This window comes from Canibacter oris, assembly GCF_014197205.1.
Classification (GTDB): domain Bacteria; phylum Actinomycetota; class Actinomycetes; order Actinomycetales; family Microbacteriaceae; genus Canibacter; species Canibacter oris.
This window is the reverse complement of record NZ_JACIFD010000006.1, coordinates 98,258-122,629: the sequence shown is the minus strand read 5'-3', so window position 1 is coordinate 122,629 and position 24,372 is coordinate 98,258. Positions and strand designations below refer to the sequence as shown.

At 56.9% G+C, this 24,372-nt stretch carries 16 protein-coding genes, 1 tRNA gene and 2 pseudogenes; 17 read left to right on the top strand and 2 right to left on the bottom strand.

The features are described from left to right. From F5897_RS04020 to F5897_RS03945, 17 genes and pseudogenes are all read left to right on the top strand, one after another. On the top strand, window positions 1-864 hold an 864-nt coding region (locus F5897_RS04020; RefSeq protein WP_183304557.1), incomplete at its 5' end, for a mannose-1-phosphate guanylyltransferase. A gap of 233 nt (window positions 865-1,097) precedes the next feature. Then, on the top strand, window positions 1,098-1,406 hold the full coding sequence (locus F5897_RS04015) for a WhiB family transcriptional regulator (RefSeq protein ID WP_124824819.1): 309 nt from the start codon (window positions 1,098-1,100) through the stop codon (window positions 1,404-1,406). A gap of 55 nt (window positions 1,407-1,461) precedes the next feature. Then, window positions 1,462-4,602, top strand: a complete 3,141-nt coding sequence (locus tag F5897_RS04010; protein WP_183304556.1) for a glycosyltransferase — start codon at window positions 1,462-1,464, stop codon at window positions 4,600-4,602. Beyond that, window positions 4,592-5,953 carry a DUF5719 family protein gene (locus tag F5897_RS04005; RefSeq protein WP_183304555.1) on the top strand — a complete coding sequence of 454 codons (1,362 nt, stop codon included), beginning with the start codon at window positions 4,592-4,594 and terminating at the stop codon, window positions 5,951-5,953. The genes F5897_RS04010 and F5897_RS04005 overlap by 11 nt, the downstream gene beginning before the upstream one ends. A 24-nt stretch (window positions 5,954-5,977) precedes the next feature. Beyond that, entirely contained in the window at window positions 5,978-6,661 is a 684-nt protein-coding gene (gene mtrA, locus F5897_RS04000; protein WP_124824816.1) for an MtrAB system response regulator MtrA, read from the top strand. A gap of 16 nt (window positions 6,662-6,677) precedes the next feature. After that, a complete protein-coding gene (gene mtrB / locus F5897_RS03995) occupies window positions 6,678-8,381 on the top strand; it encodes an MtrAB system histidine kinase MtrB (protein ID WP_183304554.1) in 1,704 nt (567 codons plus the stop codon). After that, window positions 8,381-8,686 (top strand): annotated as a pseudogene (locus tag F5897_RS08025) (LpqB family beta-propeller domain-containing protein); the annotation flags it as partial. The gene mtrB and the pseudogene F5897_RS08025, both read left to right, overlap by 1 nt. A 53-nt stretch (window positions 8,687-8,739) precedes the next feature. Then, on the top strand, window positions 8,740-10,077 hold the full coding sequence (locus F5897_RS03990; protein ID WP_183304553.1) for an LpqB family beta-propeller domain-containing protein: 1,338 nt from the start codon (window positions 8,740-8,742) through the stop codon (window positions 10,075-10,077). A 134-nt stretch (window positions 10,078-10,211) separates the two neighbouring features. Next, window positions 10,212-10,976 carry a ComF family protein gene (locus F5897_RS03985; protein WP_124824814.1) on the top strand — a complete coding sequence of 255 codons (765 nt, stop codon included), beginning with the start codon at window positions 10,212-10,214 and terminating at the stop codon, window positions 10,974-10,976. 107 nt (window positions 10,977-11,083) lie between these two features. After that, the gene (hpf, locus tag F5897_RS03980; protein ID WP_183304552.1) at window positions 11,084-11,722 is read left to right on the top strand and encodes a ribosome hibernation-promoting factor, HPF/YfiA family; all 639 of its coding nucleotides are present in this window, start codon (window positions 11,084-11,086) and stop codon (window positions 11,720-11,722) included. Window positions 11,723-11,870: 148 nt separating this feature from the next. Beyond that, window positions 11,871-14,366, top strand: a pseudogene (gene secA / locus F5897_RS03975) (preprotein translocase subunit SecA); the annotation flags it as partial. 241 nt (window positions 14,367-14,607) lie between these two features. Next, the gene (locus tag F5897_RS03970; protein WP_183304550.1) at window positions 14,608-15,549 is read left to right on the top strand and encodes a DsbA family protein; all 942 of its coding nucleotides are present in this window, start codon (window positions 14,608-14,610) and stop codon (window positions 15,547-15,549) included. 108 nt (window positions 15,550-15,657) lie between these two features. Further along, window positions 15,658-15,733: transfer RNA gene (locus tag F5897_RS03965), tRNA-Thr, on the top strand. A gap of 315 nt (window positions 15,734-16,048) precedes the next feature. Next, window positions 16,049-16,888, top strand: a complete 840-nt coding sequence (ccsB, locus tag F5897_RS03960) for a c-type cytochrome biogenesis protein CcsB (RefSeq protein WP_183304566.1) — start codon at window positions 16,049-16,051, stop codon at window positions 16,886-16,888. A gap of 21 nt (window positions 16,889-16,909) precedes the next feature. After that, complete coding sequence (locus F5897_RS03955; protein ID WP_183304549.1) at window positions 16,910-18,280, top strand: O-antigen ligase family protein; 1,371 nt, start codon at window positions 16,910-16,912, stop codon at window positions 18,278-18,280. Window positions 18,281-18,349: 69 nt separating this feature from the next. Beyond that, window positions 18,350-20,401 (top strand): acyltransferase family protein, encoded by a 2,052-nt coding sequence (locus F5897_RS03950; protein ID WP_183304548.1) that lies wholly within the window; start codon window positions 18,350-18,352, stop codon window positions 20,399-20,401. Window positions 20,402-20,685: 284 nt separating this feature from the next. Beyond that, on the top strand, window positions 20,686-21,066 hold the full coding sequence (locus F5897_RS03945) for a hypothetical protein (protein ID WP_183304547.1): 381 nt from the start codon (window positions 20,686-20,688) through the stop codon (window positions 21,064-21,066). Window positions 21,067-21,124: 58 nt separating this feature from the next. Here the strand turns inward: F5897_RS03945 and glf are convergent, their stop codons facing one another. Both glf and F5897_RS03935 read right to left on the bottom strand, forming a co-directional pair. Continuing rightward, window positions 21,125-22,276: a UDP-galactopyranose mutase gene (gene glf, locus F5897_RS03940; RefSeq protein WP_183304546.1), complete on the bottom strand. Its 1,152-nt coding sequence runs from the start codon at window positions 22,274-22,276 to the stop codon at window positions 21,125-21,127. 35 nt (window positions 22,277-22,311) lie between these two features. After that, on the bottom strand, window positions 22,312-24,204 hold the full coding sequence (locus tag F5897_RS03935) for a DUF6541 family protein (RefSeq protein WP_183304545.1): 1,893 nt from the start codon (window positions 24,202-24,204) through the stop codon (window positions 22,312-22,314). Window positions 24,205-24,372 lie beyond the last annotated feature (168 nt).

Genomic DNA, 24,372 nt, shown 5'->3' with positions numbered 1-24,372 from the left:
ATCGCCGAGCCCAGCCCCAAAGACTCCTCCGCGGCAATCGGACTCGCAGCAGCACTGATCCTGCAGCGCGATCCGGACGCCATCATCGGCTCCTTCGCCGCGGATCACGTCATCCGCGAGCAAGTGCTGTTCGAGCGCGCGGTTGCAACCGCGGTCACCGCCGCAGCGGCCGGTAATATCGTGACCATCGGGATCCGCCCCACCCACCCGGCAACAGGCTTTGGCTATATTAAAGCGGGAGCTGCCCGCGGAGACCTGGCGCACTTTGACGTTTACGACGTGAAAGAGTTTGTTGAAAAGCCGCACAAAGAACGTGCCGCAGAGTATCTGCAAGCCGGCAACGCACTGTGGAACGCCGGGATGTTCATCTCCCGCGCCGATGTTTTGCTGCAGCAGATGGAGCTCACGGAGCCCGAGCTTGTAGCGTCACTGCGTCAGCTCGCAGCGCAGTGGCATACTCCGGCCGGCAGCCAACTACGCGATAACCTATGGCCAGATCTCAAAGCAATCGCCATCGACTACAGCGTCGCCGAACCAGCCGCCGCAGCTGGCAAAATGGTGTGCGTTGCGGCCCACTTTTCTTGGGACGACGTGGGAGACTTCGCCAGCGTTGCGAATCTCTTGACCCGTGGCCGCGTCGGCGAGCTCGCAGTACTCGGCGGCAAACGCGCACAGGTGCTCTCCGAGGCCTCCAGTGGCATAGTCGTGCCGCAGCCCGGTCGCCTGGTAACAGTCGTCGGCTTGGATGATGTGGTTATCGTTGACACCCCAGATGTACTGCTCGTTACTAATAAAGAACATGCGCAAGATGTGAAGAATCTAGTGCAGCGGGTGCGCAATAACGGCGGCGAAGAGCTGCTTTAACTCGCTTATTTATGTGGGGTGGATCGCGCCGCGCTGATCCACCCCACCCCGCAACGGCAAAACACTTGCACCTGAACTCCCAAACCGCCGTGCGACACGCCGCAAAACCGCAATACCTTCAAGTCTGGGTTTAAAGTTTCAGGCTTCTGACTTGACGTAACTTAATTACACCGGTGTAATTATGTCTAGCGATTGATAAAAATCTTTCGCTGTAGGTTTTGGAAGGCGCACACATGCACAGTCAAACAGGAAGCTCTGTTCCGGGAGATTGGTTTGTTGACCCGATGCTCCTCGGTGTGCCCGGAGTAGCACGCGACGACGCGGCTCTCTCTTGGCAAGCACGTGCTCTCTGCGCGGAGACTGATCCGGAAGCATTTTTCCCCGAAAAAGGCGGCTCCACCAGAGAAGCGAAACGCATTTGTGAACAGTGCGAGGTACGCGCCCAGTGCCTCGAATACGCACTGGAAAACGACGAGCGCTTCGGCATCTGGGGCGGCCTGTCAGAGCGCGAGCGTCGCAAACTGCGCCGTCAAGCTGGCTGATATCCGGCGCGGCAGAGCAAAATTGTCACCCTTCGCGCGTATTGTGTAAAGCAGTATGCGCACTACAGTAACAGCAGTAATTGTCGCTCACAGCGGAGACTGGCTCGATGCCACCCTAGAGGCATTGGCCGCTCAAACCGTGCAAGCTGACCGAATTATCGGCGTAGTTAACGGCAAAAACGAAGAGGTTGCCGCGAAGTTTCAAGCCTTTGGCGCCACCCAGGTCATTGCCACCGGCACAAAAGTCAGTTTCGGCGGAGCCGTGAGCTTTGCCGAAAAGCTCGTGCCTCTCGCACAAGAACTACCAGAGTTCACCGCTGATCCGGAATTTCTAGCACTGCACGGCACTGTCGCAGCTGCGGCTGCACCAACGGTCGCCGTCGATGAATGGCTATGGCTACTCACCGAAGATTCCGCACCGGAACCAAAAGCACTGCGGGCTCTGCTCAGCAGCGTGCTGCGCGCCCCGTCAGTAGTGATTGCTGGCCCGAAACTAATCGACTGGGATCAGCCTGAAAGAATTGTTGAGCTCGGCCAGGGCTTAACCGTATCTGGCGACCGCTGGCTGCTGCGCCGCCAAGAGCTTGATCAGCAGCAGTATGATCATCTGCAGGATGCGCTCGGCGTCGGTCCCACCGGAATGTTGGTGCGGCGCACCACATGGCGTGAGCTAGAGGGGTTTGATCCGGCGTTGCCGGTGTACGATGATGCGCTTGATTTGTGCGTCAGGGCGAGACTTAGCGGGCATCGAGTCGTGGTTGCCCCGCGCGCCCGCGTACGGGTTGCTATGACAGGCATCGCTGGCCCGGCGCTAACCCGCAAACACGGTGTGATGCGTAAAAATCATACCCAGGCAAGAATCTCACATTTGCATCGACGGATTAGCTATGCCCCAGCAATCGCTGCCTTCTTCATGTGGCTGCTACTACCCCTGCTGGGCCTGTTCCGCATGGGATGGGCACTGCTTAGAGAGCAACCCGGGAATATGCTCGGCGAACTGTGGGCTGCGCTGGTGGTATTCTGTCGCCCCGGAGCGTTACTGCGTTCGCGCCGCCGCGTCAAACGTAGCAATCTTACCGGCTGGGGCGCCATTCGCCCCCTGCGCACTGAAGCTAAAGCTGTGCGCACCGCAAAACTCATCGACAAAGAAGCAATTCTCGCGGCGCAAGGCCGAGCTCGCAAAGAGCTGCACTTTATCACCACTGGAGGGCTCACCACGCTGCTTATCAGCGTGCTCGCCAGTGTCGCTCTGACCTGGTGGCTCTACGGCCAGGAGGCACTCACCGGCGGCAGCAGCGCGCGCTTGAGCAGCTTCCAGCAACTGTGGGCAAACACGCGCATCGCAGAAGGCGTGCCAGCTGATCCATTTACCTGGGTACTGGCTGTGCTGGGGTCAGCAACCTTCTTTGACCCGTCTTTGGCGCTGGTTATCTTCCTCGCACTCGCGATTCCGCTGGCGACCCTGGGCGGTTGGATGTGGGGTGCCCAATTCACAGTGTCTCCGATAGCGCGAGCATTCACCGCTTTTGCCTGGTCACTCAGCCCGGTGCTGCTGGGCTCCATAGATTATGCTCGCATCCAAACCGTGGTGCTAACCGTAGTATTGCCGTGGCTGCTGCTTGCAGCCACCCGTGCGCACGAAAGCTGGGCGTGGGCTGGCACTTGCTCGCTGCTGGCTGCTACGGCACTAGCCGCAGCTCCGGTGCTCATCCCGTTTGGTGTGCTTTTGCTGGTAGTTGGCTGCGCCACCCATCCACGACAGCTCACCCGCATTCTCAGCACCGCGATTGCCCCCGCAGCGCTCTTCTTCCCAGTCGCAGCGCACGCCTTCGTGCACCGTGACTTTTGGGCGCTGCTGCGCGACCCGGGGATCACCTCTGCATACCAGCCGGCAAACCTGCGCCAGCTGCTGCTGGGCTTCCCGAGCTTTGACCTTGACGGCTGGGGTTCCTGGTTTAACACCCTCGGACTCACAGTTTCACCTACCCTGTTGATTGGTTTGTTCTTCTTACCACTGGCCCTGCTCGCACTGCTGGGGGCTTTCACCGCTCGGCCACAGCTAGTAATTCACGCGGCGTTGCTCGGCGGAGGCGGCATGGTCACGGCCTTCTTCAGCTCGCACACTGCTCTCACCGTTGCCGGCAACGAAAGCGTCAATCTGTGGGCCGGTTCCGGCTTGGCGCTGTACTGGATTGCGCTGATTACCCTCGCAGCCTGCGGCACCTCCAAGCTGCACCGTCTCAACACCACAGCTGTTGTGGCGACCCTCCTAAGCTGTGCGCTAGCGGTTTCCCCACTGCTGCTTAATCTTGCCACCGGCCGCAGCGAGGCCCGACACCACAGTGTGCAGGTGCCTTCGTTGATTGCAGCGGCGGGTAATGAAAACCAGAATCTCCAAACTCTGAAGATTACCGCGCTTGCGCCGGACGCGATCCGCACCCAAATTATTACCGGATCCGGAACCACGCTTGATGAGCTGCGCACCGCCAGCTTCACCGTAGATCGCACTCCGCGGGATATACAAACAGCGGCAGTTGTGCAGGCGCTTTTCAGCCCGGGTAGCACAACCGTGTCTGAAACTCTGGCGCAGGTCGGGATCAGTTATGTACTACTGGATAGCGCAGGCGATGATGTGACCCGAGCTGAACTGCAGAGGCTACTAGAGGAGCAGGGCGCGCTGGAAACCGCGGGTGTTACTGCGGCCGGACATGTATGGCGTGCCTCCGCAGTTGATCAAGAGGCGATTCAAGCAGCCCAAGAAGCGCTCTCACAGGAACGTGAAGCCGCGGAAAGCCGGGACCCATTTGTGCACCTCGCCGAACTGCCACTGACTGCTAGCATGGTTTGGCTGGCGCAGGTAATTGTTTTGGGCGGCGTCATTCTGTTGGCGCTACCAACCGGCGCTGTGGCGGAGCAGCCTCCGCGGCGCAAGCGACTGCGGCGGGATGCAGCACAAATGCATGTTATTGACACCACTGCGGCCGATATCTTGCATAAGCGCACCGAAAAAAAGCAACGCGCCGCAAGGCGGAGACGGCTACAGAAACGCACCGCAAAGCTGCTCCAAAAACAGCAGGAACACCAACAGCACTCTGAGGCGGTAACAGCGCAGGAGCCGCAACTGGAATCGCCAGCTCAGGAGTCGGAACACGGGGAATACCACGAGCAGCAGCAGGAGACCCGAAATGACCAGTAACCGAAAATTTAAGCGAGTCGCAACCCGCTCTTCGGTGGGGTTTGTTGTCACAGCGACGGCAGCAGCGGGAATTTTTGTCGCAACCATTGCCCAGCCGCAGTACCCGCTGCTGACCGCCGATCCACTACCTGTAGACATTGTCAGTAGCTCCAATCACACGGTTGCCTGTACCGGAGCTCTGCCGCTTTTAGGTGCAGACCTAAGCAACCCTAGCCTCGCCATCCCACAGGGTGCGCTGCAGTTACAAAGCTACGCGGGAGAAGCGGCACAGCTGCGCCGCGAGGCTGGTGATGCCGCGGGTGCTGGAACCGCTTTCACCGCCTCCGCCGATGTCCAGCTAGCAGCCGCCGGCAGCCAGACTCTAGCAGCAGATAACGCCGCCGGCTATGTTGCGGTTAACTGCGCCGCACCGAGCACCGAGCAATGGATTGTTGCTGGTAAGACTGTGCTCGGCTCATCAGTCACGCTGTCGCTCGCAAACCCAGGCACAAAAACCGCGACCGTGCAGGTCACAGCTTACGCTGCAAACGGTAAAGTGCAGGGCGGCAAAACCACCGGCGCGGTTGTGCCTCCGGGCCAGGTGCGTACAATCTCCGTAAACGGGCTCGCACCGGAAGTGGGCGAACTAGCGCTGCACGTACAGTCCCACGGCGGCGCAGTGACGGCACAGCTCGGTATCAGCGAGGTGCACGATATTCGCACTTTCGGGGTGGATCTGGTAGCCGCACAAGCGGCTCCTAGCACCACTCTGCTGTTCCCGGGGCTGCGCACCACGGCGACGCAGCGTGGCTCTGATGCCAGCAGCAACAGCCGTAACGAACTCTTCCTGTTTGCGCCTGACAACTCCGGAACCGCAGAAATTCACGCACTCGGTGATAACGGCCGCAAGCACATCACCACGGTAACGCTGGAAGCCGGGAAAGTTGCAAACGTCGAGCTCTTAGACTGGCCAGCCGGAGCCGCGCTTGAGGTCACCAGTCAGGTGCCGGTTGTCGGCGGTGCCGGTGGCACCACACTCACCTCCGGCAAAACCGATATGGCATGGTATGCGCCAGCTCCCGAGCTCACCAGCGCCGCAATTGCGGTGGTGCAAGGCGGCCACCTGCATCTCGTAAATCCGGGGCCGACACCGGCAGAGGTGCAGCTAACACCACGCGACGGACGGCCGCAAAAGATTACGGTTGCTGCGGGATCACAGCACACCATCACCGCCGCACCTGCCCTGGCGCAGCTCACGGCTAGCGGCCCGATCCACGCAGGTATTACAATTTTCAATAACGACGGCACCGCCGCTTACCCGGTTGTTGGGAGCAGCACCCAAAAAGACCAGCTGTTGCTCTTCACCGACTAGCAGCGCACACAGATTGGAGTCACGATGAATGCCCACATCCTAGTTGTCGATGACGACTCAGATCTCGCGGCGATGCTGTGTATGGTGCTGGAGTCTGAGGGCTACAACACCGTGCATGCGGCAGACGGCGAAACCGCGCTACGACTGTTCGCCACCCACAATCCAGATTTAGTGCTGCTTGACGGCATGCTTCCGGGGCTAGACGGGGTTGACGTGTGTAAGCGTCTGCGCGCCGGCAGCGGCGTGCCGATTATCATGCTCACCGCCCGCACCGACACCGAAGACGTGGTGCGGGGCCTCGAAGCGGGCGCCGACGACTACGTGGTGAAGCCTTTCAACCCGGTGGAACTGAAGGCGCGGGTTCGGGCACGGCTGCGGCAGCCGCTGGTACAGTCGCGTGACGTGCTGCAGATTGGAGATTTGCGGATCGACACCAACCGGCACGATGTGCGCCGCGGCGATGAGATTATTAACCTCACCCCGCTGGAGTTTAACCTGCTGGCACTGCTTGCAAGCAACCCGCAGCAGGCTTTCAGCCGGGAAGCTTTGCTCGAAAAGGTCTGGGGCTACCAGTACAAGGCTGACACCCGACTCGTAAATGTTCACGTGCAGCGACTGCGCTCCAAGGTGGAGGCTGATCCAGACAATCCACAAATCGTGATTACCGTGCGCGGTGTCGGCTACCGTGCCGGCGACCCGTTTAACTAAACCATAAATTTTGCTTATGGATCACACAGCAGCAGCCTCTGGCACCGGCCGTAATCCGCTCTATTTGCGGATGCGCAAGCTGCAACTGCGCTGGTATCGCTTTAGTGACCCATTGCTCGGAAATTTTCGCCGCCGTTGGCAGCATTCCCTCAGTCTACGCACCATCACCATGATTGTGTTGGCAACCATGGTGATGACCACCATCACCGGCGGCGTCATCATCAGCTCCGTCGGCGAGAATCTTGTACAGAGCCGGGTGCAGGCCGCTCTAAACGACAGTGCCCGCACCACGGTATCTGCACAGCAGCAAATTGATCGCGCCGAGGTCAGCGATCGCGGCAGCTTCTCTAACTTGATGCTGGCTGTGCGCGGCACCATCAGAGATACCAGTTCCAGCCAGCTGATTTACGTACGCCGTGCACCGGGACAGCAGCAGTCGCTCGAAGCACCGCTAGATTTCGTAACAGGTCCCGGGGTGCAAGAAACTGTAAGCCCCGCGCTAAGTGACAAGCTCAACAGCGGCTCACACCCGCAGGTGTGGCAGTACAGTGAGATAACCAACCCTAACTTTTCAGACACCACCACCCCGGGTATGATTGTCGGCACTAGCCTCAACTTCCCGAGCGGCGTTGGTACCTACAATCTCTTCATCTATTACTCGTTTGACGAGACAGAAAACTCCCTGCAGTTAATCTCTCGCATTCTCATCGCCACCGGTTTTGTGCTGCTGATTTTCATCGCTTTCACCGCCTGGTTTGCGACCGCCCGCATTGCGCAACCAGTGCGGCACACAGCGCGGGTGAGTCGGGAGCTCGCTGACGGTAACCTCGCCGCACGCATGAGTCACCAAAACGATTCCCACTTTGATGAGCTGGCAGACAACTTCAACGAAATGGCCGACACCCTAAAAGCGCGTATTGACGAGCTCGATCATCTCTCCACCATGCAACAGCGCTTCGTATCTGACGTGTCGCACGAGCTGCGCACCCCATTAACCACGATTAAACTCGCCAGCGACGTGCTCACCGCAAGCTCTGACCCCGAATCGCAGCAGCGCGCCGCGAAGGTGTTGAGCGATCAAATCGACCGTTTCGAAGGGCTGCTAGGTGACCTGCTAGAGATTTCCCGCTATGACGCAGGCCGCATCCAACTTGAAACCGAACCCACCAACATTGTCGACTTAACCCACAACATTGTGGCGCAGCTGCAGCCGTTGTCACGCAGTGTCATTGAGGTTCGGCCGCTCGGCGGTTACACCTCGCTTGATGTTGACGCGCGCCGGATCCGCCGCATCCTGTCAAACCTCATCGGCAACGCCATTGAGCACGGAGAAGGCCGCCCAATCGTGGTCACCATCGACTCTAACTCCACAGCCCTCGCAGTCACCGTGCGCGATCACGGCATCGGCATGACTAAAGAACAGACACAGCGGGTGTTTGATAGGTTTTGGCGCGCTGACCCGGCCCGCAAACGCACACTCGGCGGCACCGGTCTGGGTCTCGCAATCGCGCAGGAAGATGCCGCAGTGCACGGTGGCCGCATCGAAGTGTGGTCCGAGCCCCAGCAAGGCAGTAATTTCCGTCTCACGTTGCCACGCCGCGAGCAGGATGACAGCTTCCTGTCGCCGTTGCCGCTGCAGCCCGAAGAGCAAGCGGGTGATACTTTAACAACGGGGTGGGTGGATCGGCCCCGCCGCTGGCTGCTGCGAAAGGGGCGGTAATGTCGCGACAGATTTCTCGTTTCCTGGCTGTCATACTGAGTGTTTTGGTACTGGCAGGATGTCAAGCTGTGCCGCGCAGCAGCGAGGTTATGGTGGGACTCTCGAATCTAGAGCAAGCCGAAAAATCGCTGCAGTTTAACCCCGCCAGTCCTTTGCCGGACGCTTCTCCCGAGGAAATTGCGCGTGGTTTTTTGGCGGCGGCAGCTTCCGCCGAAGACAATTTTGCGGTGGCACGCGAATACCTTGCTCCAGCTTATGCAGCGCATTGGGATCCCCGAGCGACTGTGCTAATAGATGAAACCAGCGCAGCTACACGGAGCTTTCCAGTAGCGCGGCAGACGCCGCAGCTGGCGGCACTATGGCGCGCGGCAAAATCACGGTGGTGCCGACCGCGACCGTTAACGAGCAGGGGTTTTTGCGGCTCGAAAATCCGCGTAACGACCCGAAAGAACTGCTTTTCGAGTTCGTTCAGGTTGACGACCAGTGGCGCATCAGCTCTGCCCCAAGCGGCATCGTGCTTGATCGCACCACCTTCACCGCAATTTGGGAGCCGCATCCGCTGACCTTTCTCACGGCAACCGGTGAAACCGTCGAGGAGCAGCGCTGGTTTGCCCGCGACACAACACAGCTTTCAACCGCTATTAAACAACTTTTTGGCGGCCCCCAGCAGCCCTACCGCGAGTCTCTGCACTCAGCTTTTAATGAAAGAACCGAGCTTACCAGCAATGTCACGGTAAAGGGCGGCGAAGCAATTATTGAAATCAATGACAGCGCGGAACCTTACTCCGAGGGGCAATTAGATTTAATTCGGCTGCAGCTAGCCGGGACACTCAGCGCCTTTGACGCCATCAACACTTACAAGCTGGTAACCCCCACCGGAACCCTGCTAACCGGGGGAGTTTCCCGGCCGGAGCTGGCGAGCGAGCACGCCGCGCATTTTATGCTGTCCGGGCAAGAGGTGCTGTCTTACAATAATTCTGGCATTAAAACCGTGCACCCTTTGAGCGCACAGTTGGTGCAGCTTGATCCACTGGAAATCTCTATTCAAAACAGCGCCGCAGCCGCGGCAGTATTGAACCGTGACGGGGTGCATCTGGTAAACTCCGGCGGCACCCACCTTATTGACACTCGTCCACAACTGCGACCGCCAACCATTGACCGCTGGGGATTCGTGTGGTCAGCCACCGCTGCTGATCAAGCACTATTACAAGTGTCCAATGCGAGCAATAAAACTTTCGAGTTTGCAATGCCGAGTTTTGCGCCCGCAACCGTGCACGGCATCCGACTCTCGCCTGATGGTTCGAAGCTGGCCGTGATGCTCACAACCAGTGTTGGCACCCAGGTCATGGTTACCGAAGTGCGCCGTGACGCGCTGGGGCTGCCGCTCGGTCTCGGCAGCAGTTTTCAATTGGTGGCACACAGCGCCGGGGCACCTATTGATTTGGCCTGGCTCGACAGCTCTCGCATCGCGATCCTCAGCAGCAGCGCTGGTGGCAGCAGTAAGGTTACCGTCGGCGGTGTCGGATTATTTGGGGTGGATCGCGGCATCGTGCCCGGCGGCACCGCAATCTCTGGCACGTGGCGTACAAACAGCCTACGGGTGTTAGGCGGCGACGGCAAAGTTTATCGGCCACAGGGCAATTCGCGGTGGGAACAAATTTTCAGCGACGTCAACCTGCTTATCAAAAACAACTAGGATTCTGCGGCGCCGCCACCTCATTGCGCTCCGCCGCCCCCAATTAAGAGCCGCCGCGCTGTGGAAAACCGTGTTTTGCACCGCTTTGCGGACCCGCTGCCATCGCGCACGACCGGGATCCGATACTTTAAGACATGAGCACCCTCAAGATGTCATACCTAGCCGTAGCCCTGCAGCTATTGTCGCAGTGCCGTAGCTTCGTGTTGCCGGCGCAGTGCTGCTGCTGCGGGCGTCACGGTTTAAGCCTGTGCGCTGGCTGCAAACGCCGACTGCACGCGCTGCCCGCCGCCCCGCTGCGCACCCTGCTTCCAACCCCCGCCGGGCCACCGCTCAGAGTCTACAGCGCAGCTGTTTACAGCGGAGCACCGCAAAAGCTGTTGGTGCATTTTAAACACGGTGACACCCCGCAGCACGCTGCACTGCTAGCCCCGCCGCTGCGTCGCACCCTCGTGACTGCGCTGCAGGAGCTTACCCGCCAGGCTCCGCGCAAAGCAGAGTTCGTGGTGGTTCCGTTGCCTTCCCGCACCAGCCGGGTGCGGCAGCGCGGCTATGATCACCTCACCCTGCTGCTACAACGCGCCGGGCTTAATCCCGCCCGTCTCGTGCCAGCGCTGCGCGCCACTGCCGGTAGGCAAGGCCAGGTAGGGCTTAGCGCTGCAGCGCGCCGCGCGAACGCGGCCCTGCTCACGCTACGCGGCAGAGATACGCCGCGCCTGCGCGGTAAACAGATTATCCTAGTTGACGATGTGTGCACCACCGGAGCTTCCCTCCTGGCGGCGCAGCAGACACTGCACCAGGCAGGGTTTACGGTGGCTGCCGCGGTGACACTGTGTGTTGCGTTACGGCGGGATAATCCACCCCCGGCAAAACCGAGCTGTTTAACACCGCTTTCTCAGTAAAATTTTGTGGCTTTTCTCTTGGTGTTTGCGGCACTTAGGAGTAGCCTGTTATTAAGGCGGGGCACGCGAACCCGCTGCCCGCCTTGTTGCATACAGAGGAGGCTAACATGGAAGTTAAGATCCACGGTCGCAGCGTGACTATCACCGATCGATTCGAAAATTATGTTGCGGCAAAAATCGAGAAAATCTCCACTCTCTTACCGAAGGCACTGCTCTTTGAAGCGCGAGTTTCTCGCACCAGCGATAAGAGCCCAGTGTACGGCGACCATGTAGAGCTGACCGTGACCGGGGTGGGCCCGGTAATTCGGGCGGAGGCAACCGCCACAGATAAATTCAGCGCCTTCGATATCGCTTACGGCCGACTACTGGAGCGGATTCGCCGACACAAAGATAAGCGGCGCGCTGATCATAAGCGCGGCAAGCCCAGCCTGGGCACCGTTGCAGCCCACGGCTTCGACACCCTTGATGTCACCCCGGCAGATGTCGAGTTGCTCACCGGTGCCACGGCGAGCGACGCCGCCGATGCCGCCGTAAACCCGGAGGCAGAATCTGACTACACCCCGGTTGTGATTCGGCACAAGAGTTTCCCTGCCGAGGTTATGTCTGCCGATGCCGCAGTTGACAGGATGGAGCTGGTCGGGCACGATTTCTTCCTCTTCATCGACGAAGCCAACAACCAGCCGAGCGTGGTTTACCGCCGCAAAGGCTGGAACTACGGCGTAATTTCGCTCACCGAGGAAGCATAGCGCATAAATTCTAAGCCAACTACCGTTTTTCAGCGCCTTGTTTCACAGGAAGCAAGGCGCTGAAAGTTGGTAGGCTTGAAGTTAGAGTGTCTTTAGGCGAGTGTCTTTGGGCACAGGTATAGATTGATCCACAAATTGGAGCACAAAAGTGGCAAAAGTTATTGAGAAGTTGCTGCGGATTGGCGAAGGCCGCACCCTGAAAAAGCTCGAGAAAATCGCGGAACAGGTGGAGAACCTCCGCGATACTTTCGCTGAGCTCAGTGATGAAGAGCTGCGCGGTGAAACCGCAGAGTTCCGGGAGCGGCTGGCTGCCGGCGAAACTCTGGATGACCTGCTCCCGGAGGCGTTTGCAGCGGTGCGCGAAGCCGCTAGCCGCACCATCGGTCTCACCCCGTACCCGGTACAGATTATGGGTGGCGCAAACCTCCACCTCGGCAATATCTCCGAGATGAAGACCGGTGAGGGTAAAACCCTTGTGGCAACCCTGCCAGCCTACCTTAATGCACTCGCCGGTAAGGGCGTGCACATCGTGACTGTCAACGACTTCCTCGCGGAATATCAGAGTGACCTGATGGGTCGTGTTTTCCGCGCCCTGGGCATGACCACCGGGTGCATTCTGTCGCAGCAATCACCGGCTGAGCGTCGCAAACAGTATGAGGCCGACATCACTTACGGCACCAACAACGAATTCGGTTTTGATTACCTGCGTGACAATATGGCAGCCACTGCTGCCGAGCGGGTGCAGCGCGGGCACTTCTTTGCGATTATCGACGAGGTCGACTCTATCCTCATCGACGAGGCACGTACCCCGTTGATTATTTCCGGCCCGGCATCGGGTGAAGCTAACCGCTGGTTTACTGACTTCGCAAAGGTTGCGAAAACCCTCAAACCCGGAGTCGACTACGAGGTTGACGAGAAGAAACGCACCATCGGTGTGCTCGAAAGCGGTATTGAAAAGGTTGAAGATTACCTCGGCATCACCAATCTGTACGAATCAGTAAACACCCCACTAATTTCCTTCCTCAACAACGCGATTAAAGCTAACGCGCTGTTCACCCGCGATAAAGACTATGTGGTGCTCAACGGTGAAGTGATGATTGTTGATGAGCACACCGGCCGTATTCTCGCGGGACGCCGCTACAATGAGGGCCTGCACCAGGCAATCGAAGCGAAAGAGGGGGTGCAGGTTAAAGCCGAAAATCAGATGCTGGCAACCGTTACCCTGCAGAATTACTTCCGCCTCTACGATAAACTCAGCGGCATGACCGGCACCGCAGAAACTGAAGCTGCCGAGTTCATGAGCACCTACAAGCTCGGTGTCGTGCCGATTCCAACCAATAAGCCAATGCAGCGGATCGACCAGCCTGATCTCGTTTACAAGAATGAGCAGGTGAAGTTCGATGCCGTTGTGAAAGATATTGTGGAGCGCCATGAGAAAGGGCAGCCAGTGCTGGTTGGCACCACCAGCGTCGAAAAGAGCGAGTACCTGTCTCGGCTGCTAGCGAAACAGGGCGTGCGCCACGAAGTTTTGAACGCCAAGAACCACGGCCGCGAAGCTGCGATTGTAGCGCAAGCTGGGCGCCTGGGCGCGGTTACTGTGGCAACCAATATGGCTGGCCGCGGCACCGACATCATGCTCGGCGGTAACGCAGAATTTTTAGCTGTGCAGGAGATGGCTTCACGTGGCCTGTCGGCCGATGAAAACCCCGAAGAGTATGAGGCAGCATGGCCGGGCGTGTTCGCAGCTGTGAAAGCAGCGGTTGCAGCCGAAGCTGAAAAGGTTGTGACAACCGGTGGCCTGTATGTGCTAGGCACTGAGCGGCACGAGTCGCGCCGCATCGATAATCAGCTGCGTGGTCGCTCCGGACGCCAGGGTGACCCAGGCGAGAGCCGCTTCTATCTGTCACTGACCGATAACTTGATGCGCCTGTTTAAGCAGGGAGCTGCGCAGGCGCTGATGAACCGTCCGGGCATCCCTGACGACACCCAGTTGGAAAGCAAACTGGTCAGCCGTGCTATCCAGTCAGCGCAGACTCAAGTGGAGGCTCGTAACGCGGAAATTCGCAAGAATGTGTTGAAATATGACGATGTGCTGAGTCGGCAACGCGAGGCGATTTATGGTGACCGCAGTGAAATTCTTGACGGTGGCGAGATTTCTGATCGCATTGCGCAGTTCCGCAGCGACACCATTAGTGCGATTATTGACTCCCACGCGGATTCCAACGGCGGCTGGGATCTCGACGCAATGTGGAACGATTTGAAGCAGCTCTACCCAATCGGAATCACCGTTGATGAGGTTGTGAGCGAAGCTAACGGACGTCTCGAAAAACACGGCAAAGATTATCTGCTGAGCGAAATCATGAGCGATGCGGAGCACGCCTACGCTGTACGAGAAGAGCAACTTGGCTCTCCTGCAATGCGGGAGCTTGAACGCCGCGTCGTGCTGGCGACAATTGACCGCCACTGGCGTGATCATCTATACGAGATGGAGTATCTCAAGGAAGGCATCGGTCTGCGCGCGATGGCGCAGCGTGATCCGCTTGTGGAATACCAGCGAGAGGGCTACGAGTTATTCCTCACCATGATGGACCAGATCAAAGAAGAGTCACTTGGCATGATCCACAACCTTGAAGTGCAAGTACAGCCAGCGCAACCGGGCACGCCGGACGCGGCTGAGCATCCGCTGCTCAGCGGTGGCGGGCTCGACGAAACCTCTCAGGTCGACGACTCACAGCTCAGCTACACCGCTCCGACAGAAGACGGCAGCGCGAAAACGGAGAAGCACACCAAGAAAAAATAAGACCTTCAACAGCTACTTGCGCAGGCGGTAGCTGCAGTACCAGTTGCTCTCGTGGCAACTTTTACGAACAACAAAGGAAAAACATATGAATTCTCAGGGAACTGAGCGTCAAACTAAAAACGAACGCCGCGCCCAGGCGCGGGAGCAGGCACGTGTGGCGCGCCAGGCGCAGCAGCAGCGTGAGAAGCGCAACCGGCTGCTGATGCAGGGTGGTGTTGTGGTAGCCGTGCTTGCGTTACTGGCAATCGCAGCTATTGTTATCACCAACACGCTGCGCCCTGCTGGTCCCGCGGTATTCCCAGCGAATATGGCATCCGGCGGTGTGGTGTTTAGCAAAGATTTGAAGGTTGCGGAAACTGCAAAGCTTGAAGAGGGCGCTGACTTCCAGCCAACAGCCTACGACGCAAGCAAAAAGCCGCAGCACGTGCGCGTTTTCGTTGACTTCATGTGCCCTGCTTGCAACAATTTTGAGCAAACCTACGGCAACATGCTAGAGCAGTACACCGGAGCGGGCGACATCGAGCTGGAAATTCAGCCGGTGAACTTCCTAGATCCGCAGTCTGCCGGCACCAAGTATTCAACCCGTGCCGCTAACCTGTTCGCCTGCGTGGTAGAGCAGCAGCCAGATCAGGCCTACAGCCTGTTCAAGAAACTTTTCGAGGTGCAGCCTGCTGAGGGCACCACCGGTCTCACCACTCAGGAGCTACTGGATCACGCTTACGCTGCGGGTGTAGCACAGACTGAAGAGCTTAAGAGCTGCGCCGCGAACCTGCCATTCGCGCCATTTTTAGATCGCGTCACAAAGCAGGTACTGCAGACTGAGATTCTCGGCATCGAAAAAGGTACTGCGCTGGTAGCTGTGCCGCAGACTGGAGAGCTGCAGGATCCAGAAAAGCCACAGACTCTGGTTTCAACTCCAACCGTTCTTGTTAACGGCGAACAGTGGTACCAACCGCGCGATGGTGACCTGGAGCAGTTCATTCTCAAGAAACTACAGGGAACCAGCACCTCCAACTCTTCAAACTAGCTGTCAAGCACGGCAACCAAATGCCGAAGCTAATGCCCAGTTGATTTTATTTTCAGCTGGGCATTAGCTATACTTATCTAAGTGCTAACCGCCATGGTTAAAGCACACGCCGCCTTGGCGCAATCGGTAGCGCAGTGCTCTTGTAAAGCGAAGGTTGCGGGTTCGAGTCCCGCAGGCGGCTCCAAAAGCCCCGGAAAATCAATGAAAACCGGGGTATTCTTTTACCCACAAAGCACCGCCAGTAAACATTCAGTAAACCTAGCCTGATTATGCGTTTCTAAAATCTGGCGCATCTGGGATCACTATGCAAAGGCTGTGCACCACCAAAACCGCCCGCAAACATGCGACGGACGCACTCGGCAGCATTTTGATAACGCTGTATACTACTGGCTGCATATTTTCACTGCGCAGGCTATAGACTTATTAAGTGCATCTTTTGTTAAACAGTGATACTCTGGTCGCGCTCGAAACATACTCGCTGCAGTCGCTGGCCGCGGCGATGGTGATTTACGCTCTGGCGTTTGTTTTCTATGTTTTCGACATGGTGAGCCGGGCTGATTCCCGCACAGCCACAACTGCCGTCACCCGCTACGGCAAAATCGGCTACTCTCTCACCGTGATTGCGGCGCTGCTACACCTGGCAGCAACTATTTTGCGTGGAGTCGGTGCCGGCCGAGTTCCCTGGGCGAACATGTATGAGTTTGCGCTGAGCGCAACTCTTGCAGCAGTGCTGGTGTTCCTCGGCACCCAGTTCTTCATCGAACTGCGATATCTTGGCTCCCTCGTGACCGGCCTGGTTGAGTTGTTTTTGGGCGTCACCCGCGTTAACTACTACGTAGAAGTCGCACCCCTGGAGGTTGCGCTTAACTCTTACTGGTTGGTGATCCACATTATTGTGGCGATTCTTGCAGTAGGCTTCCTAACCCTGTCATTCGGCTTTTCAACCCTACAATTGCTGCAAAACTGGCGCGCAACCACCAAGAATCCGCGGGCTGCTCGCGCCCTGAAACTGCTGCGCGGCATTCCAAACGCCGACCAGCTCGAAAGCTTCTCGTATCGTGTCGCGATTATCGGTTTCGTATTCTGGACATTCACCCTCATTGCCGGCGCTATCTGGGCAGAACAAGCCTGGAGTCGCTACTGGGGCTGGGATGTCAAAGAGGTCTGGACCTTTGTCATCTGGGTGCTTTACGCTGGTTTTATTCACGCCCGCGCCACCCGTGGCTGGCGCGGCACCCGCTCCGCTTGGCTATCCGTTGCCAGCTACTGTGCGGTTATCTTTAATTTCGCAATCGTAAACGTTTATTTCAAAGGCCTGCACGCTTACTCCGGGCTCTAACCGTCACCGCTGAGAACTCTTATGACCGCTCAAACCGCACCAGCTAAAACGAGACTCGCCATCAGCGCTTACGCAGTGCTGTGTTTCATCTACATGCTCGGCTCGATAGCCGTCAGAAACGTGGTGAACTGGCACGGTTTTCTGGTCATTGGAGCGGCGCTGCTGGTCTGGGGCGGGGTGCTTTTTAAGCGCTATCGCAATCCTCGCTTCACATGGCACCGCATGCCAAAACCGCTGCTGCTGTTTTTACTGCTGTGCGCACTGAGCATTTTCTGGTCTGCCTATCGCTTGGAAACAGCGCTCGGCGTTGCGGCACAGTTGCTAACAACCGCGTTTGGTGTGATCCTCGCCACCGTACTCACCTGGCACGAGCTGCTGCGCACCTTCGCCACAGCACTACGCTACATTCTGGGGCTGTCGCTGGTTTTTGAGCTGGTGGTAACCTTCATTATTCAAGAACCGGTGCTGCAAAACTTTATCACCGTCAACAACCCGCACCGCCCCTCCGTTTTGCTTTATTGGAGCCACAATCAGCTACCAGACGGAGGCCCGATTCAGGGCATCGTCGCTAACGCAGCACTGCTGGGCGGTTTTGCACTGTTTGGTTTAATTGTTTTCGCGGTGCAGCTACGCGGTGGCCTGGTACGCCCAGTTAAAGGCTGGTTCTGGATTGCCGTCGCGGTCACAGTGCTGCTACTCACGCAGTCTGCGACGATCCGACTTGCGCTGGTAGTGGTCGGCGTCACCGCGTTCTTTGTGAAGTGGGCGCGGCTCGTTGGAGACAAGCGCCGCCCGGTCTATATTGTCGGTTTTCTGCTGTTTGCTGCAACCTTGACATTCATCTCGGTTAACAGGGAGTGGATGGTCACGGCCCTTGGCAAGAGCCGCACCCTCACTGGTCGCACTGAAATTTGGGCAAAAGTAGCAACTCTCGCGAACGAAAAGCCGTTCTTCGGTTGGGGTTGGGTGAGCCACTGGGCACCCTGGGCGGAGCCGTTCAAATCGCTCGACACAAAAAACGGTCTGCAGGTGATGCACGCACACAGCGCCCTCATGGATGTCCGCTTCCAGCTTGGCTGGGTCGGTGTCGCTATTTTCCTGATGCTGCTACTGATGACGCTGCAACGCTTATGGTGCCGGGCGGTGGATCAACCCCGCCGCGGTGTCGGAGCTCCCCTGCCTTATGCGACCAGCGCGGTTTTCCCGCTGCTGGTGTTTGTGGCGCTGCTGGTGCAGTCGTTGACGGAAAGCCGTCTGCTTGTAGAATGGGGCTGGCTGCTGCTCACGATTTTCGCGGTCAAAGTACGCATCGACTATGAGCTACCGTCGAAAGTTTCCGAACCGCTCGCAAAATCTTGGCAGAAAGTCCCGATTTTACGGCAAACCCAGTAAATACTAGAATTATTCTCTGTTACTTTAGGCTCAGTAGTTGTTTTCGCAGAACTGTCTAAGTTAAATTTTATGTCAGAATCAAAAACCACAGCTTCCCCCGCGCGCCGCCTGGATCTTCATGGGCTGCGCGGCTTAGCTGTGCTACTGGTGGTTGTTTATCACGTTTTTGTCGGCAAAGTCTCGGGCGGAGTAGATGTTTTTCTATTTCTCTCGGCATATTTCTTAACCGGTGGATTTATGCGACAGCTGCACGAACGTCAGCTTCCGCACGCCCCAAAATACTGGCTGGTCGCTTTCAAACGACTGCTGCCTCCGGCGTTCACTGTGATTCTGCTGACTTTCTTAGCTGTTTACCTGCTACTGCCAAGTGGCACTCACATGCCGGCGCTACAAGACGGCATCTTTGCGGTTTTGCAGGCTGAAAACTGGTGGCTCATCAGTCAGAGCACCGACTACTATGCGCTAGACCGCACCAGCGCCTCTCCGTACCAGCATTTTTGGTCACTCGCGATCCAGAGCCAAATTTTTATCGTATGGCCGCTGCTATTCTTGCTGGTGGGGCTGCTGTTGCGGCTCACCACATCTGCAACGACCACTTCTAAACGGCTGCGAGCACGCGCTAAAACCCTCACCTTTATAGTGTTCGGCCTGGTAACCGCTGCATCTTTTAGCTGGTCAGTTTACTCCACTGCCCTGCAGCAGGAAATCGCCTACTTCGACACATTTGCACGGGCTTGGGAGTTCGGTCTCGGAACCATCGTGGCATTGTTGTTCCCACTGACAAAGGTGCGAGCGGTGCTCACCGCGGGGCAGCAACGGCTGCGCTCCGCTGTTTCTCTGCTCGGAGTCACAGTGTTGGTCAGCATGGGGGCGCTGCTTGATGTGGCAGCTTCTTTTCCAGGGTGGATCGCGCTGTGGCCGCTTGCCGCAGCCACGCTCGTAATTGCTGCTGGCTCTAACCCGCTGCTAGAGTCTCGGGTGTTCCAGTTCTTCGGAGATATCAGCTACGCTTTTTACTTGGTGCACTGGCCGCTGCTGGTAGTCGTTATGACCTACTTTGATCGCCCCACGGCGTCGCTACGCGCTGGATTAGTCATCTTTGCGGTCAGTGTTGTTTTAGCTTGGGTATTGACCAAACTGGTGGATGATCCCTTCCGTAAACTTTCTTTGAACAGTCTCAAAGGTTGGGCAGCCCCGGCTACGATTACTGCCTGGGTTGCCGTAACGCTGGCGACTCTGCTCGGCACCCAGGCACTGTTTTTGGCGCAGCAACAAGAGCGGCTCCGTCTCGCTGCCCAGATTTCCCCAGCGCATCCGGGAGCTTTGATTTTTGATTCAGAATACAGCAGGGACGAGAACGCCGAGACGGCTGTTGCGGTAACACCCGCGGCAAGTGACTTAAGCACAGAATGGTGGACACTTCCTCACCCTTGCAGCGACTTTTTTGAAGTTCCCGCAAACCTGACAGATTTTTGTTCTGCGCGTTGGCAGAGTAAAACTGATCGCTCGAAACACATTGTCTACTGGGGCAATTCTCGCCTAGAGCAGCTCAGTAGCGGCATTGACGAGGTTGCGACTGAGCAAGGTTGGAAAGCAACCGCTGTGCTTATCGGCGGCTGCGCACCGGGATTCAACGACGATGCGTTTTGCCGTGATCGCAGCGCTGAGACACTTGAATATTTGTTAAAAACGCGCCCCGATGCTGTAGTTATACAAACCTCATTCATAGACTTTGCTGAATCACCATTCGAACAAAGCAGCCCCGAGACGCAACAAATAGTCAAGCAACTCACAGCTGCTGGAATTAGCGTGATTGCGTTACGCGACCACGCAAGGCTTCAGCTTTCACCAACAACCTGCCATGAAACCCGCACCGTTGCAGAGTGTTCGGAAACCGTGACTTCACAGTTTGCGAACACCAGAATCGACACAGAAATGCTGTCGATAGCTAAGGTTTACCCGCTGGATTTCAATGAACAGATCTGCCCTGCCGGGGATTGCGTACCGGTTATCGGCAACATTCATGTTTTCTTAGATGAAAACCACATCACCAAAACTTACTCCCGCACGCTGCGTAACGCTGTTGCGGCGCAGCTGGCAGCGCAGGATTTCCAGTGGTGACACGGATACAATGCTGCAAACCGGTGACAAGATAAAACACTGCAACCCACCGGGGCACAAGCAGCGCTAGCAGGCACCCCGTCGTTAACGAAACAATAACGACTTTCACTCCCTAGTTTTTTAATTTCTCTGGGGGGTATTCTATATAAATACAGTGCTAGCTTCATCAGGCTGCATTGTGCTCTAGACAACTGATGGTCAAAAGCCTGAAACCAAAGGAGCAGAGATGCATAGATTATTTATCCCATTGCTAATATCACGGCGACGTCAGGCGGGTGGTTAAGATGCGACAAACAACGCTGGAAAGAATAGTGTTTGCTGTCGCCCCGGTTTTGTGTTTGCTGCTGTCGTTTGTATTGCCGCTGAGCATAGTAAGCAGCCTGGTGCTATTTGTGGTTTGCGGCATCTGGTTGCTGCGCAGCCGCTACTACAGCAGCTCACAAAAAATCTTGTTGTTGAGCTTTTGGCTCGTTGCAGCGGGGGCCACGGTAGGCTTCTTCTATTCCTTTGGGGAGGCTGTTACTGCCGCAGACACCGGAGCACTCACCGCAACAACACAAACGCTGCCGTGGGTTTTTGCAGCGCTCGCAGCGCTCATAATTATAGTGAACCTGTTTTATGGACTGTTGCTGCGGCAACAGGAAGCGGTAGCTGCTGCCAGCTAGCTGCGTTAAAACAAAAGCGGTGGGGGAAACCTCTCCCCCACCGCTTTACTGTTGCTGGCTATTTTGACAGCACGTCAACCAGTTCGTTGCGGAACATTGATAGCGCAGAACCAATCGCCATGTGCATATCAAGATACTGATAGGTGCCCAAACGGCCACCGAAGAAGACCTCCGGTTCCTGAGCCGCACGCTCGCGGTACTTCAGCAGCATTTCGCGATCTTCCGGGGTGTTAACCGGGTAGTAAGGCTCGTCGTCTTTGGTCGCGAAGCGGGAATATTCGCGCATGATAACGGTCTTATCTTTTGGATACCAATCACGCTCCGGATGGAAATGGCGGAACTCGTGAATCCGAGTATACGGCACATCTGCATCAGCATAGTTCATCACGCTGGTGCCCTGATAGTCCCCGACGTTCACAACTTCTTCTTCAAAGTCAAGGGTGCGCCACGCCAACTCGCCCTCTGCGTAGTCGAAGTAGCGATCAACTGGACCGGTGTAGACAATCGACACTTTACCCACGAGGGCCTTTTTGTTGAGCGGCTGTGACTCATCAAAGAAATCAGTGTTGAGACGCACCTCAATGTTCGGATGATCCGCCATCCGCTCCAACCATGCGGTGTAACCGTCTACGGGTAGCCCCTCATAGGTGTCGTTGAAGTAGCGATTATCGTAGTTGTAGCGCACCGGCAGGCGGCTGATGATGCTCCCCGGCAGCTCGGTGATCGGGGTCTGCCACTGCTTCGCGGTGTAGTCGCGGATAAACGCCTCAAACAGCGGGCGCCCAATCAGGGAAATACCCTTCTCTTCCAGGTTTTTAGCCTCTTTGGTGTCAAACTCGCTGGCCTGCTCTGCAATCAGCGCTTTAGCTGACTCGGGAGAGTGCGCAGCCCGGAAAAACTGGTTAATAGTGCCAAGGTTAATCGGCAGCGGGTAAACCTCACCCTTAAAATTGCTGTAAACACGGTGCTGGTAGTTGGTGAACTTGGTGAACTTGTTCACATACTCCCACACCTGCTCGTTTGAAGTGTGAAACAGGTGAGCGCCGTAGCGGTGCACCTCAATCCCGGTTTCTGCCTCGTTCTCAGAGTAGGCATTACCGCCGATGTGGCTGCGCCGCTCAATGATTACAACTTTTTTATTCAGCTCGGTTGCGGCACGCTCGGCAATTGTAAGACCGAACAGCCCAGAACCAACTACTACAAGATCCATAATTTCCATTCTATAAGAGGTAATCCGCGCACGGCCTAGTTACAGGCTGTCACCCGGTAAAGTTTAGCTTCGCCGACCTGCTTGACCAGCTCGAATTTATCTGCTGGGAAGGTGTCAAACCCCGGGTAAATATGCTCTGCCCCGTGCACCTCGCGCGGACCAAAATCAAGCACCCAGTAAGAGCGCAGCTCTTGCACCGCAGCACAAATCTCGTTACCGAATGCTGCTTCATCAAGATGCTCTGTCACCAGCGAACGCTCCGGGGAAAACTCCCCCATAAACATGTGCGGCAACAGCGCCTCCCGCTCGGCAAAAGCGTAAGACAGCGAAGCACCGGTCCAAGGGCTGCCGACCACAACATCCTCCGCCGGCACAATCTCGTCAACTTCCTCCAACAACGCTGCTTCGTCGCTGCTCAAAAGCGGAGATTCAGCATCCATAGCGTAGGTGCCGCGAGTGTCTGCAAACATCTGACCGAACCCTGCAAGGCTGATTGAAGCGATGAAGAAAACAGCCAGAAACAGTGCTTTTGCAAAAGGCAGCAGCGGGAACTTTGCCGCCAGCTTCTCCAGTATCACGGTAATAGTTAAAGCCAGAATAGGCAGCAGCGCAATCACGAAAAGCGATGCCAGGCGCGGCGCATCACTGTACCAAACCTGCACCGGAATCCGAAACAGCCGATACGGCACACCAGCACTCACCAAGAATAAGCTGGCCCCCACCGCCCAAATACCGACCGCAGCGAACTTAGTGCGCTGATACGGCGGCACAAAAGCGCGGATAACGCCGAAGATTGTCACCGCCGCCAAAAGCACCGGCACACCATAACCCCACAGCTGCAGCAGCAAGGTTTGTTGCAAGGCTTCGCCCATACTCATACGCGGCTCCCAGGGGTTGGTAGGGCGCAGCTTCCACAGCAGGAAATAGCCCCCGGCCCCAAATCCCGCTAGCAACACCAGGCGCACAGCACGCTTCGCCGCGCTTAACTTAGTGAAGCCCGCGAAAGTCGCAACAACGGCTGCCGGCACAGTCAAAGCCAAAACCCCCATCATTGCTTGCGGGTGTGCCATCATCAACCCCGGCAGCACCCCAGCCAACAGCACTAGCTGCGGCAAAACCGTTGTAATGCGCTGTTGCAGTGTTACTCCCAGCAGATTTAGCACCAATGCCAAAACCGCTGGTAACAGCGTCAGCCCCATAAAGTACGGGTACAAAACCCCGTACTGCAGCATAAACAGCGGGAAGGCTGGGAACGACACCGCCAGCAGCGCGGCTACCCACACTCCTAACCTCGAAGCCCCGGTAAAGCCCCGGGCCAGCACCAGCACACCAAGCGGCCACACCGTGGCCATCAAAGCCATATTAAAGACGTTAATTGCCACCGGGATAGTGCTGCCGCTAAGCTGCTGCACCAATTGCACCCCCGCATGCCACATCCCAGGATAAAACGATGGTGCCGTATCAGGAGAGGTAAAGCCACCGATTGTTAATGGCGATGCCTGACCACTGACGGTGACGTGTTTAATTGCGTTGAGGTGAAATACGTTATCGAAGGTTTGCGAGATACCCGAAAACGGGCCAACCGCGAGCGCGAACTGCGTCATCAAAATCACGGTTGCTAACAGCAGCGCCGGTGCGGTGCCGCGCCACACAACCGTGTCAAATGTGAACCGTGCCCGCAGCGCGAAGCGGAAAATCACCGTTACAAGCAGCCCGAAAACCGCGGTAAACGCCAGAATCCCCAGCGGGCTCCAGGTCAGCCCCACAAACGGCAAAACCACGGCAGCGCCGGAGAGTATCGTGAGAGAAATCAGCGGGGCCAGCGCAAACAGCCACAGCCGCTTCAGCCCGATCGCAAAACCCAACAGCAAGCCCGGCACGAACAGCACAACCAGACTCGCTAAAAACCCCAGAATGATTTGTAACACCAAGTAACTCCCGATATTTGATACAGTGCTTTAAGCTTATCCAATCGGCACCGAAAATCAGGCGAGCAGATCCACCCTTTCGCAGCTTAAGCTGATTGTTCTCTAAACTTCGATTGCTAAAATTAAGCATCAGTTCTCTGCTGTCGCGGCATCCGCAGCGGTGGCGGC

Bases quoted from the DNA above. Each gene is read 5' to 3' on its own strand.
- F5897_RS04015 (WP_124824819.1), top strand. From the start codon at position 1,098: ATGCACAGTCAAACAGGAAGCTCTGTTCCGGGAGATTGGTTTGTTGAC.
- F5897_RS04010 (WP_183304556.1), top strand. From the start codon at position 1,462: ATGCGCACTACAGTAACAGCAGTAATTGTCGCTCACAGCGGAGACTGG.
- F5897_RS04005 (WP_183304555.1), top strand. From the start codon at position 4,592: ATGACCAGTAACCGAAAATTTAAGCGAGTCGCAACCCGCTCTTCGGTG.
- mtrA (WP_124824816.1), top strand. From the start codon at position 5,978: ATGAATGCCCACATCCTAGTTGTCGATGACGACTCAGATCTCGCGGCG.
- mtrB (WP_183304554.1), top strand. From the start codon at position 6,678: ATGGATCACACAGCAGCAGCCTCTGGCACCGGCCGTAATCCGCTCTAT.
- F5897_RS03990 (WP_183304553.1), top strand. From the start codon at position 8,740: ATGGCGCGCGGCAAAATCACGGTGGTGCCGACCGCGACCGTTAACGAG.
- F5897_RS03985 (WP_124824814.1), top strand. From the start codon at position 10,212: ATGAGCACCCTCAAGATGTCATACCTAGCCGTAGCCCTGCAGCTATTG.
- hpf (WP_183304552.1), top strand. From the start codon at position 11,084: ATGGAAGTTAAGATCCACGGTCGCAGCGTGACTATCACCGATCGATTC.
- F5897_RS03970 (WP_183304550.1), top strand. From the start codon at position 14,608: ATGAATTCTCAGGGAACTGAGCGTCAAACTAAAAACGAACGCCGCGCC.
- ccsB (WP_183304566.1), top strand. From the start codon at position 16,049: ATGGTGATTTACGCTCTGGCGTTTGTTTTCTATGTTTTCGACATGGTG.
- F5897_RS03955 (WP_183304549.1), top strand. From the start codon at position 16,910: ATGACCGCTCAAACCGCACCAGCTAAAACGAGACTCGCCATCAGCGCT.
- F5897_RS03950 (WP_183304548.1), top strand. From the start codon at position 18,350: ATGTCAGAATCAAAAACCACAGCTTCCCCCGCGCGCCGCCTGGATCTT.
- F5897_RS03945 (WP_183304547.1), top strand. From the start codon at position 20,686: ATGCGACAAACAACGCTGGAAAGAATAGTGTTTGCTGTCGCCCCGGTT.
- glf (WP_183304546.1), bottom strand. From the start codon at position 22,276: ATGGATCTTGTAGTAGTTGGTTCTGGGCTGTTCGGTCTTACAATTGCC.